The following is a 14,174-nucleotide window of genomic DNA, read 5'->3' as shown; positions in this document are numbered from 1 at the left end:
TTAGAATTTAGATTAGTGTTAAGGCGTATATTAAAGTCTTTAAATTTAATAAAGTTTATTTATTGAAGGTCGTTATACCTTCTTCAAGCCAGGCTTCAAATTCGTCAACCTCTGGCGTGTACCCTACAGGAGTATTTAATTTGTTACCCTCTGGTGTAAGTAAAACGTAATATGGCTGAGCGTTTATCTGGTATTTTTCAATCTGAAAATCACTCCATTTGTCTCCAACCGTTTGTATACGTTTACCGGTGGTTTCGCTTACATACTGCGATGCTTCGGGTAATTTTTCTCTTAAATCTACATATAAAGAGATGATCACAACATCATTTTGAAGCTTATTTAAAATCTGAGGTTCACCCCAAACGCGCTCCTCCATCTTACGGCAATTCACACAAGCTTTACCCGTAAAATCTAATAATACAGGTTTGTTTTCCGCTTTAGCGAAAGCCATACCTGCATCATAGTCTGTAAATGTTATGAGTTGATACGGTCCTAACTCAGCTTCTTTAGGCATTTCTGATATTGAAGTATTTGTAACTCCTTTCATATAGCCTACTCCATAGGGAGACTCGCTATAATTCATAGGTGGTGGGAAACCACTAATTAATTTAAGAGGCGCACCCCACAAACCAGGAATTAAATAGACTGTAAATGATAATACAACTAGTCCCAATACCATTCTACCAGAAGAAATATGATCTATAGGTGTATCGTGAGCCAATCTTATTTTGCCGAATAAGTAAAAACTCATCGCTAAGAAAATAGCAATCCAGATTGCCAGAAATACTTCGCGTTCTAAAAGATGAGCTTGTAAAACCAAATCTGCATTGGAGAGAAATTTAAACGCTAATGCCAATTCTAAAAAGCCTAAAATAACTTTAACCGAATTTAACCAACCACCAGATTTAGGTAACGAGTTCATTAAACCGGGAAATAAGGCAAATAATGCAAATGGTATTGCAATTGCCAGAGAGAATCCTAACATTCCTAGTATGGGTGCGAGACCACCCTCTGAAGCAGCCTGTACCAGTAACGTACCTACAATAGGACCGGTACAGCTAAAGGAGACTATAGCCAGTGCTAATGCCATAAAAAAGATACCAAACACGCCACCTTTATCTGCTTTGCGATCTACAGCATTAGCCCAGGAATTGGGTAACATAATTTCAAAAGCACCAAAAAATGAAATAGCAAAAACAACTAGTAAAAGGAAGAAAATAATATTAAACCAGACATTTGTTGATAGTGCATTTAACGCATCTGCACCAAAAATTGCAGTTACCAGTGTGCCTAGTAAGACATAAATTATCACGATAAACAAACCGTACAGAATGGCATTGCGACGACCCGTAACAACATTTTTACTCTGTTTAGTAAAAAAACTTACCGTCATAGGAATCATTGGGAAAACGCAGGGCGTTAACAGCGCCAGAAATCCCGATGCAAAAGCAAGGAAGAAAATCGTCCATAAATCTTGTTTTTCTTCAGCCTTAATTTTTTTATTAATAGGAGTTACTTTTTCTACGCTTTTCTCAGATGTATTAAAATCTTTAAAAGCATTAAAGTCTGCAATTACAGAAGCTTTACCTGCTTCTATATCGAAAATGATATACTTCTCTTCATTAATACACACCTCTTTACATACTTGATATTTGAGTATTAACTTGACAATACTTAAACCTTTTTTTGTGGCTTTTATCTTCTGGGTTAACGTTGCTTTATCCTTAAAAAACGTTTCATCTACTTCAAAAACATCGCTATACTCTGTGTGCGTCTCACTTTCTACAGTAGGGCCTTCAAAAGTAAAATCTTCGCTTGCATTTAAAAATTCAAGTTCTAGAGGTAACGATCCGTTAGGATCTGTAAACTGAGAATATATGTGCCACTCTTCATCTATAGCAGCATTTAGAGTTAAGGCGTACGTGTCATTATCTAAATTTTGTACTTCGGCTTGCCATTGCACCGGATCTAAAGTTGTATCTGATTGCCCGAATACCTGAGCATTTCCTGTAACTGTAAATAGAAAAAGTACAAGAAGAAAACCATATTTAATCATACACTGCTGTAATTTTAACAAGCTTAGTCGCCTGCGAATTTATTTTATACCGATTGTCTGTGCGCTCACCTACAATCCAAATTATATCGCTACCCGAACACAATACCCAGGCGGCTTCTTTATCTAGTATTGAGTATTTTAAATCTTTAAAATATTTACTCAATTTCTTTTTACCGCGCATACCATACGGATAAAAGAAATCACCTTCTTCCCATTTGCGCATGTAAAGTGGGTATTTTAAGTTGGCATTATCAAAAACGGCTTCGTTCTTTTTTATACTACCTAAACTAGAAATAGATTCTTTCAGCAATTTTAAACCGGGTAATTTAATTTCAGAGTCTAGTGCTTTAATACTATAGGTATCTTTTAAATCTGCTTTGTGTTCACTTAGCATTAAAACATCACGATCTTTAATTAATCTATAATTTTCTGAAAGTACTTGTTTACCGGGCTGTGCTTCTAACAAATCATAAATATCATCCCAGGCGGTAAACCCAAAATCTTTGAGGAGCTGGTATAAAACTGCTTTAGTATTAGGTACTTTACGCAATTCTTGTAAACTTAAATTATACCCCTTAAACGACTCTGTAACAATTTTAGAGAATAGAAACGCCGTGTAATCTTCTAATAAGTATGCAGCTTCCTGTAAGTGTTTTTGTGTTTTTTTAAACTGAATTAAAAAATCTGGTGCTGCTTGAGATAAAGCCGGTATTGCATGGTGCCTAAAATGATTACGTAAGTAATTATCGGTCTCATTACTACTATCTTCGCGCCATAGTATATTATTTTCTTTTGCGTAAGCCAAAATTTCCTCGCGGCTAAATGGTAATAAAGGTCGTAAAATATGTTCGCCCGCTTCGGTCATTCCTATTAATCCTTCAATGCCACTAGCGCGTTTTATATTTATTAAAAACGTCTCAAGATCATCCTGAGCATGATGCGCCGTAAGGGTATACGTTAAATTAAATTGATTACACAATTCACTAAACCAGGCGTAACGCAACTCACGGGCCGCCATTTGTGTAGATACTTTGTGCGCTGTTGCAAAAGCTTTAGTATTGAACTTCTGAACGTGTATTTTTACCTCAAGCTTTTGAGCCAAATCACTCACGAAGACTGCATCTGTATCGCTTTCACTTCCGCGAAGCGAAAAATTACAATGTGCGATTTCAAAATCTAAGTCTGCTCGTTTTAATAAATGTGCTAATACGACGCTGTCAATCCCGCCGCTTACTGCAAGTAAAACAGGATGCGCTCTTAAAAACGGAAATTGGGCAGTAATGTGCTTTAAAAAGGCGTGAAACATAGTAGCCAAATATACAATTTTAGCGTGCAGCAGCTTTTAATTCTTTTGAGATGTCTGGTTCTTTCTTGATGAAAATTATCTTATCAATTCGTTTCTAAAGGAATAGCAATTACAGGTATGAATTAACATTCTATTTGAAATAAGCAAAACATAAATTGTACTTTTAGTATTAGGCTTTGTAACACGTGTTACTTCAAAATTTATTGAACCCATTTATATTTACGCCTTAAAAGAAAACATTGAAAAGGTACTTCCCCATTCTAAGTTGGTTACCCGCCTATAAAAAGGCCTATTTATCTGGTGATATTTTTGCCGGAATTACAGTTGGTGTTATGCTTATACCACAAGGTATGGCCTATGCAATGATCGCTGGTTTACCACCGGTTTTTGGTCTATACGCAGCACTGGTTCCGCAGGTGATTTATGCCATTACAGGAACAAGCCGGCAACTCGCTATAGGACCTGTGGCGATGGATTCTTTATTGATAGCGTCGGGGTTGGGTGCTTTATCAATTTCAGGAATAGATGAATATATCTCGATGGCGATATTTTTGTCACTATTTATAGGAACTATTCAACTGGCAATGGGTTTCTTAAAAATGGGCTTTCTGGTTAATTTTTTGTCAAAACCGGTTATAAACGGATTTACTTCCGCGGCAGCGCTAATTATAGGGATAAGCCAATTGAAGCATTTACTAGGAATCGAAATAACCAGCAATAAAACTCTTCAAATATTAAAACAAACCGCTTTACAGCTAGATCAAATTAATCCTTACGCGGTAATTGTAGGTCTTTGTGGCATAGGTGTTATGCTCCTAATGAAAAGAATACACAGCCAGATACCGGCAGCAATTGTCGTGGTAATTTTAGGGATTTCTCTTGCTTATTTTTCACCACTTCCAGAATATGGTCTTAAACTGGTAGGAAAAATTCCTGAAGGACTACCCGGTTTTAAAATTCCTGAAATTCCCTGGGCTAATCTGGGAGACTTGTTTACTATTGCCTTGGCTATGTCGCTAATTGCTTTTATGGAAGTAATTTCTATAGGTAAGGCGCTTGACGAAAAAGTAAATGCTAATACCATTGTACCTAATCAAGAATTAATTGCATTAGGAGCTGGTAATATTATGGGGTCGCTATTTCAAAGTTACCCTACTACAGCCGGGTTTAGCAGAACCGCTGTTAACTTTCAGGCCGGTGCAAAAACAGGAGTTGCTGCTTTTATAAGTGCAGCACTTGTTGCACTAACCTTACTCTTTTTAACTCCCTTATTTTATTATTTACCTAATGCGATTCTCGCTTCTATAATAATGCTGGCAATTACCAGTTTAATCGATTTTAGATACCCTCAAGAACTGTATAAATATCAAAAAGATGAGTTTGTTCTACTACTGGCAACCTTCTTAATAACTCTTTTTGTAGGTATACAAGAAGGTATTATACTTGGTGTTTTGTTTTCATTATTACTTATGGTTTATAGAACTTCTAAGCCACACATGGCAGTTTTAGGTCAAATAAAAGGAACAACTTACTTTAAGAATATAACACGTTTTGCTCCTGATATTATAGATCGTAAAGACATTCTGGTATTACGTTTTGATGCTCAGTTATTCTTCGGAAATAAAGATTACTTCTACAAGCAGTTAAAGCGTCATAGAATTGCAAAAGGACCAGATTTAAAGGTTATTATTATAAATGCCGAAGCTATAAATTATGTAGACAGCAGTGCTACCTACATCATAAAACACCTTATTCTAGAACTTAAAGATCAACAGATTCAATTAATGATTGCGGGAGCCACAGGACCTACACGCGATATCCTATTTAAGACTGGAGTCGTAGATTTATTAGGTCGCGAGAACCTCTTTGTACGTGTGGTGGAAGCGGTTGAGTATGTAGATGGAATACACCCAAGAACCGAAATAGAAAATCGTATTTCGCATCAAAATTATTAGCTACTTAAATCTGTAACTTCCTTTTAAAACAATATATCTATGCGGCTTGTTTCCTTTTATTTCACCGTCTGTATAATTCCATTTTAGACCTAATGAATAGCGTTTTAGAGAAATAAAAGCGCCAAGGGAAGCATTGAGATATAAATGATTAACGAGATCGTCTGGAACTAATATTGTTCCATTTGCATCTGCATCTTCTATTGTAGCATTGTAAACTGAATATTTTGCAGCCAGTGATCCTTCAACAAAAAATTCTTTAGCTCCCCTTGCTAAGAGTGTATTTCGCTGCGAATTTGTTTTAGATATAGTTTCAAACTTACCCAATCTAAAGTGAAGTGCAGGTTCTACAAAAGTAAAAATAGTTCCTACCGAAGCATCTGCTTTGCCATAAATACCCATCCATTTAGTATTGAATATTTCTGAAGCGTATGAGGCATTTAAGTTTACGCCTAATTTATTAGGAATTTGATCATCCCATTGATTAACTAAGATATCATACGACACATACTGATGTATAAAATTCTGAATTTCGCCCGCTTGAACGGCCGGTCCTAAAATCCCCAGGTCTAATTTCAGTTTAAAAAATGAATGTTTAAATGCGTAGGTAGTTTCAAAATCTGCATAGCCCCAGCCTGCATAGGGTTGTCGTGTATTTACTAACTGGCGTATAATTGAATAATCTGGTGTATACGCTTGTATGTGCAAGCCTGTACGCTGCATGTACCCCTCTTTATGTGTAAATAAGCGAGATAGAAAAGTCTTGTTTTCCGGAAGCCAGGCAAAATCTAAGTGAATTCCGTAAGTGTAATGCCAGTCTGTACGTGTGCCAAAGACTGTAAAGTCATTATCATGACCTAACGTTAATTCATAGTTGAAGTCATCATCCTGTGCCTGAGTTTTAGCACAAAAAAATAGGAAAATAAGAATACATAGATGACTTAACGACTTCACATTTGAAAGCTACTTCCTTTTTATTAAAACTCAAAATCCAAAATATAAACAAACCTATTTCTTAGTTTTCCTATTTCATTTAAAACTCTAATTTTCTTAAATGTCTAGAAACCTGTGTGAAGTTGGAGGTGTATAAACCATCAACCAATTGTTCTATCTTTGCAGCACTAAATATTAAGATGGCTTTTACCCTACTTTCATCACCTCTACAAGGTTTTACAGATTTCAGATTTCGTAATGCATTCAACCATTACTTTGGCGGAATTGACACGTTTTACTCTCCTTACATACGACTAAATGGAAAGCTGAAAATTAAACAATCCTACCAGAATGACTTGCTGCTTGAGAATAATACAACGCTAGAAGTCATTCCGCAAATAATTACTAATGACCCTGATGAGTTTATTTTTGTAGCCAAATATGTGCGTAGTTTAGGATATAAAGAACTAAACTGGAATTTGGGTTGCCCGTATCCTATGGTTACAAAATCAGGTATGGGATCTGGTTTAATTTGCAATCCACAACGTATTGATGAAGTGCTGCGCCGTGCACATCATGAAACCGATATTCTGGTTTCTATGAAAATGAGAATGGGATATGAGCACGCTGAAGAAATTTTAGATGCCTTTCCTATTCTAGACAATTATCCTCTTAAAAGCATTGCTATACATGCTCGAATAGGAAAACAACTTTATAAAGGTCCCGTAGATCTTGATGCTTTTGAAAAATGTATAAGCAGTACCAGACACAAATTGTATTACAATGGGGATATTACCAGTGTTGCTGCATTTAAAGATATTAAGCAACGCTTTCCGAGTATAGATCATTATATGATAGGTCGCGGGTTAATTGCTGATCCTTTTTTACCTGCGATGATTAAAAATAACACCACAGAATATCCACAAAACAGATGGTCTATTTTTTCAGAATTTCACGATACGATTTACAAAGACTATGATGAGTATTTATCTGGCCCTACACCTATTAAAATGAAGATGCTGGGATTCTGGGAGTTCTTCTCACAATCTACTTCAAACCCACAAAAGGTTTATAAAGCAATAAAAAAAGCTTCAAATCCCATAAAATACAAACAAGCAGTAGCTCAAATAATTAATGCTGAAATAAAACTGGAGAATTCAATTTAAAAAATATTGCTAAGTAAGTAAATAGTCTTATTAAAATTTACTCTGAAGCTGCTAATAATGAAGGTTGTAATTTTTTAAGTGCTAAAGAAGCAAATGAGCGTACCTCATGATTTTTTGCTGTAATCTGCAACTCGGCTAAAAGAGGCAGGAAGCTGGTGTCACCTAAATATTGAATCAAATAAATTACCGGTAAACGCAGGTTACCATCTCCTACTTCTATTAATTGTATTAATGCCTTATTAAAACTTACATCTGAGTCTTCAAGAATCTCATCAAACATATCCTGATCTTCAATAATCGTTAACTCTAATAAAGGCAATAAGGTATGTTTCAGTTTTGGCGAGAGAATATTATCTAAAAATTCGATGGCATTAGCGCGTGTATCTCTATCCTGACTTATAAACCCCTTATAGGCTACATCAAGATCTCTTCGATCATAATACACAGCAAGTAATTTAAATATAGTCTCAATGCGTGTTTGTAATTGTAACTCAAGCACTTCTATAAGACCTTCACGCGCAGTACGCAATTCAATTTGATCATCAAAGGACAGACCTTCATATTGCTCCCGTTTAAAATTACCGATGATCACCTTTTTACTACTTATTATATCACGATACTCAAAACTTAAATTGAGCAGCTCTTTGAAAATTGTTTTAGGAAAAAAATTAAGTTTAGATTCCTTGCGTTTTAGCTTGTATAATGATTTAGCCGAAGCTTTACGAATCAAGTTGTCTTTACTCTTTAACAATCTTAAGAGAATACGTACTGAAGCCTGAGTTTCAAAAGTCTGTATTACAGCCGGAATATGCTTTTTTACGTTGTTTTTTAAAGACTTATTTGCTTCCCTCGCCAGTAGATTTTCGCTTATAGCTTCCCCATAAGAACGCAAAGCTTCTATAGCATCCTGACGGTATTCTTTAATTGTCAAGAACTCAATTAGCGCATCTATAAACATAGGTTCTTGCGAGATACCCGCAGCAATAATTGCGTGACGTACAATATGTGAATCTCTGTTATTAAAATTCACCGAGATAAAAGAATAAAACTGCGGAAGCTTAGCATATCCTATAGACTGTAGTAAAAATGATAATTCTTCGGGACGGTGTATGCTGTTTGGCAATTCTAATTCTGCAAGCCATAACTCAATACGCAACTCTAAATTATAGCGAGATGCAATCTTTTGATTAGTAGCAGATTCTTTAGCAAGACACAATAATGCTGCGTGTGCAATGTAATCGCTACTATGGTTAAGATAAGAGTCAAAAATACGACTATCATTAAGTGAAGTATGCAAAATAAGATAGTTCATCGCTGCGTAAACTACTTCATCATCTTTAAAATAAACGAGTTTTTGAATCACCTCCACAGCCGTTCCTTCAGGATAATGATATAATTGATTTATGGCAGCTATCTTTACATCGTTATCCTCGTGTTCTAATAACTGAAGAATTTTTGGCATTAATACCTTAGCATTACGCCCAGATAATTGATCAAGATACATACGTATTTGCTCTGGCTCACCTGATGTAAGTATGCGCTTGCCTAATTCTAGTGGTGATTTGCGCTTGCGTACCGGCACACCGTCTGAGATTGCAACAGCATCACGCAAGCTCTTTCTAAAGCTTTTAAAATAAGTATCGCGTACTTTAAAAATTCCTACAATCCAGACCAGAATCAAGAAGATGATTATAACTGTTACATAATTAGTAGGCAACGATAATCCTTTAATTATAAAGATTAGTAGAAAACCTGCAATCCCGGTCGCTACACTATCTACCACAACATCTATAAAAGATTTTGTACGGTTCTTTATTTCTAATGAAATGGGAACCATAGCGAGCTCTGTAGCAGCCTTATTAATTGATTGTTTTAAGCTACCATCAAGTCCTTTAATGATAATTAAGACCCATAACTCGGGAAAAGTTAGAAACAGAAGTGATCCTAAAGCTATACCTAAAGGAAGAATTAATAGCGAACTATTTACACCTAATTTTTCTACTACTCTATTTGTTAGAAACAATTGAATTCCTAATGAAAATAAGTTGAATGTAGAGAACCAGAAACCAAAAAACGAAGCCAGTTCATCTGCATCTGTTATAGCTCTACTGGCAAAATCGCTAAACTGAAAATCTACCAGCTTTGCAATAATTACACTAAGACCTATAATAAGTGCGAGATACGTTAAGTGTTTAGACTTCAACAATAATTTAAATGCAGAATCATCTAAAGCATTATTCATATCTGTAGGACGTGAAGTTCTACCCACATATCCCTTCTTGTAAATCTGAGATAGTATGGGAATACAGGCCAGAATAAAAACGGAAGCGATAAGAAGCATGTTTCCGTTTCCTATAAAAGGTGCTAAAATGGTTGTAAGGTAACCTCCAAAAATACCTCCTGCAATAGCACCAGCGCCTATAAAGCCAAATAATCGCTTAGCTTCTCGCGCATTAAAAACCATATTTGCAAGTAACCAGAATTGACTCGTAGTTAAAACTGCAAAAATACCACTGATTACATAGTAAATGTATAAAGTCGCAGCATTTATAAGTTTAAGCTTGTATAAAACACTTAAGACTATAAAAGCGATAGCAAAAAAAGAAAGAGAAAAAATTATAATGCGCTTTAAAGAATATACTCTAACTGCGCGATTATAAAAATAAGAAGTTACTACAGCTATACCCGCAATTAATAAATAAGCAAAAGCTAGATTATCTGCGCCCAGACCTTTAAGAAAAAGGGCATTTACCGTAGGCTTAACAATTAAAAGAATTGTTATAATAAGAAAGACGTATAACTGCATTAAAAAAGAGATGGTGATCTCACCATCTCTTATATTAAACGTCTTTTTGAGAAATTTTCTAATCACCTATACGACCAGCACCTTTTGTAGCGCTTGCCAGTAAAGTTCGAGATTTTTGCAAAGCTTTCTCAACTGGAAATACTAAATTTCTAATTATTTGTTCACCATTAGGATCTTCAACAAGAGCTACTAAAATATATTTACGACCATTTTCTCCCCAAACTAAAATAGAATCTGAATGGTAATTTTGCCAAGATCCAGACTTTCTAAATAAACGTGCTGTAGGAGCAATACGTTCTAATGTGTTTACAAATTTGTGATGTAATGAAGGATTTTCCATTATATCTAACATTTCTTTAGAACGCTCTGGGCTTACTAAAGTTCCAGTAACTAATTTATAGTAAAAACGACAAACCTGCTCTGCAGTTGCCGCATGACTTAATCCTTTTATAGGATCTGGTCTGCGTTCACCAGCAGCAGCATAACGCTTACCTACCCATAAACCGCCTCCATTTTTCTTATCGTATAATTTGTACTTGTCGCTGGTAAGAACGCTAGATATTTTATCATATCCCAGTCTATCTATCATACGTGTACTTGCCTGGTTATTAGATTTGCTAATCATCAACCACATATCTTGTTTGATCTCTGCGGTCTCCTTCATTTCACCTTTTTCAATAGCATCCATTGCAGCTAATAAGATGGCGATTTTAGGTAGACTAGCAGCGTACATCATTTCTTCACCATTAATACCTGCATATTGAATCGCATTAGGATCATCTAAGCTAACAATACCTACAGACATTTTCTTATTAGCTATTAAGCTTTTAAGTTTAGGGTCTTGTGAAATCTGATTGTAAAGTTGGGTAGTTAAAATTTTACTATTGAAGTTTTCGAGGGGTGCATCAATACAGCTTTTTAAAGGTAATTCTTGAGCTGAAATATTTGAAGATATTGCTACTACTAGCAATATAATTAACAATTTTATTTTTTTCATAAACAATTTTTAGCTTGTCGTGTTTGGGGTTTAACGAACTGTTTACATTAATAGTATGCAAAGGTTAACGAAAAATTACCACAAACGTAAGATTTAACATTAATAATCGTTCAGATGCAATTACGATACCAAAATACTGTTAAAATAAATAGTTTTATGAATTTAATAATCCCAACGACGCGTTTGATTAAGCTCCTCTTCTTTTTTAAGTTCTTCCGTAGGAATTACTTTTAGAAAAGAGGGATGCTGCTCGATGGCATATTCAATCATTTCAACAATATCTTCAACAGAATCATTTTCATAATCAATATCAAGCGGCTTTTTAATTTCCATAGTCTGAAGAATTCCTCGCTTTTTAATGCGTATTCCCTTTTTATCAAAAGATCTTCTAAAACCATCAATAACTATAGGTACCACAACAGGTTTATATTGCTTGATTATATGAGCGGTACCTTTGCGTATGGGTTTCCAGGGTTTTGTTGTTCCTTGTGGAAACGTAATAACCCAGCCGTCATGCAGTGCAATCCCTATATTTTCGGTGTCGCTTAAATTTACCGGACGCTCTACCTCCTGCCCTTTTGATCTCCAGGTTCTACTTACCGAAACAGCACCGGCATACGCCATAATACGAGGTAACAAACCACTACGCATAGTTTCACTTGCCGCTACGTAATAAATATTCAGTTTGGGATCCCACAAATAGCCCACATTTTTAATTGAATCTACTCTACCGCTCAAACTGGCGTTGAATACGTGAAACATAGCAACTACATCTGCAAAGTAGGTTTGATGGTTAGAAACAAACAGCACATTAGTTTCTGGAAGCTCAGTTATAATTTCAGAACCATCAATTTGCAGTGCATTAAAGCCCCGATAGCGTCTATGAGACATTACTCCCATAATACGTATCAACCATTTTTTAATGATCAGGTAATGCCCAAAAGGATTGGTTTTAAAGAGACCCATAATTTGTTATAACTCGTACTGCGATTTGTGAAATATAAAATTAATACTTTAAATTATAAACCTTATCTTAAGCTAATTGTTGCAGTGCCCACTTAACTTCACTAAGCATCATAGCCGTTGCACCCCATACCACTCTATCTGTCAATAAGAAAGCCGGCACATCTACCATTTTACCGTAAGACGTATCTACGGTTTGTGTTATAATACTCGTATCTGCAAGAAACTCGGTTAAGGTTACTTCCATAATAGATTCTACTTCAGAATCTTCTTTTATAAATTTTGGCGTATGCCTTACAATCCCAATAAAAGGCTGTACCCAGAAATTACTAGGCGGAATATAAACCTTTGTAAGTTTTTTAAAGACCTCTATGCTTAAGCGATCAACGCCTATTTCTTCTTCAGTTTCCCGTAGCGCTGTTTCCTGTATATTTTTATCAAAATCTTCTGCTTTTCCACCGGGAAAACCTACTTGATTGCTATGTACACCTTTATAGGTTTTGCGTAGAATAAGAACGAGCATAGTCTCACCACTCACCGCATGCGGATAGAATAATGACATCACACCCGCCCATCTGGGTTTACGCGTTTCGATATCAAGTTCGTTTAAAGCATCTATGCGCTCTGTGGGCGCCATAAGGTAATGTGCTTCTTGTCCCGGTAGTTCTAAATTGCTTATTTTTGGCAATCTTTTTATAAATTCTTCAAACTGCATATATGCGTATTCGTTTTTCTATTTTGTTAGTAGCACTACTTCTGGCCGGTACCGGATGTGAAGATAAAAAATCAAAGGCAAAAGACGTTCAAGTACAATCTACTGAAAAGAAAGTAGATAGTACCGAGGCACAAAAAACAAAAGCTCAAAATGAGAAATTAAAAACCAAGGCAGGCTCCATAATTGAATCTCAGGCAGAACTTATTCCATTCTTAACAGAATACGGAAAGAAAAATCAAGAAACCCGTGTGCGTATCTTAACAGAATATGGTGATATTGAAATAGAACTCTTTAAAGATACACCTCTGCATCGTGCAAACTTTATATTACTTGTAAAACAGAATTATTTTGAAAAAACAATGATTCATCGTAATTCACCAAACTTTGTGGTTCAGGGAGGTAATAGTGATGGTTACGAAACTCCAAAAAAAAGACAGCATATAGGCAATTATTTAATCCCCAACGAATCGAGTGCAAACCATCCACACGTGCGTGGTGCCTTTTCTGCGGCTAAATATCTAGAGCAAAATATAAGTGACGCCTCTTCTCCCTTTGAATGGTTTATTGTACAACCCGAGCGTGGCGCACATCACCTTGACGGTGAACACACTGTTTATGGGCGTGTAACAAAAGGAATGAATGTAGTAGATGAAATAAATAAAGTAGCCGTTGACGACAACGAGTGGCCTATTAAAAATATCTATATTAATGTTGAATTGATGAATTAATTATTCAAATATCCCGGTATCAAAACCGTCAAGACTGGTTTGATTTTTCTCGGTCCAGTATTCTTTAATACCAGGTTCACCTTTATGTTCTGCCCACACTTTTAATGTGTCACGCTCTCCTTTATATTCCATAAAAGGGACTCCAAAGCCACAAGAAGATTGTACCAATTCTATAGATAATTTAAAAATTTGACGGGCTCCTGCAGTCTCTTCAAAATTACTCATATACTCAGAAAATACAGCATCGCGCTCGTGATACACTTCAGCCGTACCGTATAACCTTAAAATAAGTGGGGTTTTATCAAAGGAGCAAAACATTACTGTCATTCGCGCATCTTTAAGCACGTGAGCTGCAGTCTCATTACCACTACCTGTCATATTTAACCACAAAACTTGTTGAGAATTAAGAACGTAAAACGTGGCCATTCCTTTAGGAGATACATTTACAAAACCGCTGTCTGCGGCAGTACCCACAAAGAATATTTTTTGCTCTTTTATAAATTCTTGCAATTGCGGGGTTAGATCAGGACGTTTTTTACCCATACTATTGAA

11 protein-coding genes are annotated in these 14,174 nt (G+C 35.8%); 3 read left to right on the top strand and 8 right to left on the bottom strand.

The window, feature by feature from the left end:
• Nucleotides 1–55: 55 nt before the first annotated feature.
• Together ACIGAM_RS05330 and tilS are read right to left on the bottom strand one after the other, a co-directional pair.
• Nucleotides 56–2,056, bottom strand: a complete 2,001-nt coding sequence (locus ACIGAM_RS05330) for a cytochrome c biogenesis protein CcdA (RefSeq protein ID WP_396510421.1) — start codon at nt 2,054–2,056, stop codon at nt 56–58.
• Nucleotides 2,049–3,362, bottom strand: coding sequence for a tRNA lysidine(34) synthetase TilS (tilS, locus tag ACIGAM_RS05325; protein WP_396510553.1), 1,314 nt, complete (start codon nt 3,360–3,362; stop codon nt 2,049–2,051). The genes ACIGAM_RS05330 and tilS overlap by 8 nt, the downstream gene beginning before the upstream one ends.
• A 239-nt stretch (nt 3,363–3,601) precedes the next feature.
• Between tilS and ACIGAM_RS05320 the strand changes: the two genes are divergently transcribed.
• The gene (locus ACIGAM_RS05320) at nt 3,602–5,317 is read left to right on the top strand and encodes a SulP family inorganic anion transporter (RefSeq protein ID WP_396510420.1); all 1,716 of its coding nucleotides are present in this window, start codon (nt 3,602–3,604) and stop codon (nt 5,315–5,317) included.
• On the opposite strand, the gene ACIGAM_RS05315 is transcribed toward ACIGAM_RS05320, so the two are convergent.
• Nucleotides 5,318–6,268, bottom strand: a complete 951-nt coding sequence (locus tag ACIGAM_RS05315) for a lipid A-modifier LpxR family protein (RefSeq protein ID WP_396510419.1) — start codon at nt 6,266–6,268, stop codon at nt 5,318–5,320.
• 179 nt (nt 6,269–6,447) lie between these two features.
• On the opposite strand from ACIGAM_RS05315, the gene ACIGAM_RS05310 reads away from it, so the two are divergent.
• Nucleotides 6,448–7,413, top strand: a complete 966-nt coding sequence (locus tag ACIGAM_RS05310; protein WP_396510418.1) for a tRNA dihydrouridine synthase — start codon at nt 6,448–6,450, stop codon at nt 7,411–7,413.
• Between the two features lie 37 nt (nt 7,414–7,450).
• Here ACIGAM_RS05310 and ACIGAM_RS05305 read toward each other — a convergent pair whose 3' ends face one another.
• The 4 genes from ACIGAM_RS05305 to ACIGAM_RS05290 all read right to left on the bottom strand — a co-directional run bounded on the left by ACIGAM_RS05305 (nt 7,451) and on the right by ACIGAM_RS05290 (nt 12,894).
• On the bottom strand, nt 7,451–10,285 hold the full coding sequence (locus tag ACIGAM_RS05305) for an Npt1/Npt2 family nucleotide transporter (protein WP_396510417.1): 2,835 nt from the start codon (nt 10,283–10,285) through the stop codon (nt 7,451–7,453).
• Nucleotides 10,278–11,216 carry a serine hydrolase gene (locus tag ACIGAM_RS05300; RefSeq protein WP_396510416.1) on the bottom strand — a complete coding sequence of 313 codons (939 nt, stop codon included), beginning with the start codon at nt 11,214–11,216 and terminating at the stop codon, nt 10,278–10,280. The genes ACIGAM_RS05305 and ACIGAM_RS05300 overlap by 8 nt, the downstream gene beginning before the upstream one ends.
• Before the next feature lie 162 nt (nt 11,217–11,378).
• Nucleotides 11,379–12,182, bottom strand: coding sequence for a lysophospholipid acyltransferase family protein (locus tag ACIGAM_RS05295; protein ID WP_396510415.1), 804 nt, complete (start codon nt 12,180–12,182; stop codon nt 11,379–11,381).
• A 67-nt stretch (nt 12,183–12,249) separates the two neighbouring features.
• The gene (locus ACIGAM_RS05290; protein ID WP_396510414.1) at nt 12,250–12,894 is read right to left on the bottom strand and encodes an NUDIX hydrolase; all 645 of its coding nucleotides are present in this window, start codon (nt 12,892–12,894) and stop codon (nt 12,250–12,252) included.
• Nucleotides 12,895–12,896: 2 nt separating this feature from the next.
• Here ACIGAM_RS05290 and ACIGAM_RS05285 point away from each other — a divergent pair, with 2 nt between their 5' ends.
• Nucleotides 12,897–13,622, top strand: coding sequence for a peptidylprolyl isomerase (locus ACIGAM_RS05285; protein ID WP_396510413.1), 726 nt, complete (start codon nt 12,897–12,899; stop codon nt 13,620–13,622).
• Here the strand turns inward: ACIGAM_RS05285 and ACIGAM_RS05280 are convergent, their stop codons facing one another.
• The gene (locus tag ACIGAM_RS05280) at nt 13,623–14,165 is read right to left on the bottom strand and encodes a pyridoxamine 5'-phosphate oxidase family protein (protein ID WP_396510412.1); all 543 of its coding nucleotides are present in this window, start codon (nt 14,163–14,165) and stop codon (nt 13,623–13,625) included. It lies immediately after the preceding gene.
• Nucleotides 14,166–14,174 lie beyond the last annotated feature (9 nt).

This window comes from Leeuwenhoekiella sp. NPDC079379, assembly GCF_044542075.1.
GTDB lineage: Bacteria > Bacteroidota > Bacteroidia > Flavobacteriales > Flavobacteriaceae > Leeuwenhoekiella.
The sequence above is the reverse complement of the archived record's forward strand: the minus strand, read 5'-3'. Positions and strand labels throughout refer to the sequence as shown.

What these genes read in the sequence shown, in the direction of transcription:
- ACIGAM_RS05330 (WP_396510421.1), bottom strand. Translation starts at nt 2,056, where the DNA reads ATGATTAAATATGGTTTTCTTCTTGTACTTTTTCTATTTACAGTTACA.
- tilS (WP_396510553.1), bottom strand. Translation starts at nt 3,362, where the DNA reads ATGTTTCACGCCTTTTTAAAGCACATTACTGCCCAATTTCCGTTTTTA.
- ACIGAM_RS05310 (WP_396510418.1), top strand. Translation starts at nt 6,448, where the DNA reads ATGGCTTTTACCCTACTTTCATCACCTCTACAAGGTTTTACAGATTTC.
- ACIGAM_RS05300 (WP_396510416.1), bottom strand. Translation starts at nt 11,216, where the DNA reads ATGAAAAAAATAAAATTGTTAATTATATTGCTAGTAGTAGCAATATCT.
- ACIGAM_RS05295 (WP_396510415.1), bottom strand. Translation starts at nt 12,182, where the DNA reads ATGGGTCTCTTTAAAACCAATCCTTTTGGGCATTACCTGATCATTAAA.
- ACIGAM_RS05290 (WP_396510414.1), bottom strand. Translation starts at nt 12,894, where the DNA reads ATGCAGTTTGAAGAATTTATAAAAAGATTGCCAAAAATAAGCAATTTA.
- ACIGAM_RS05285 (WP_396510413.1), top strand. Translation starts at nt 12,897, where the DNA reads ATGCGTATTCGTTTTTCTATTTTGTTAGTAGCACTACTTCTGGCCGGT.
- ACIGAM_RS05280 (WP_396510412.1), bottom strand. Translation starts at nt 14,165, where the DNA reads ATGGGTAAAAAACGTCCTGATCTAACCCCGCAATTGCAAGAATTTATA.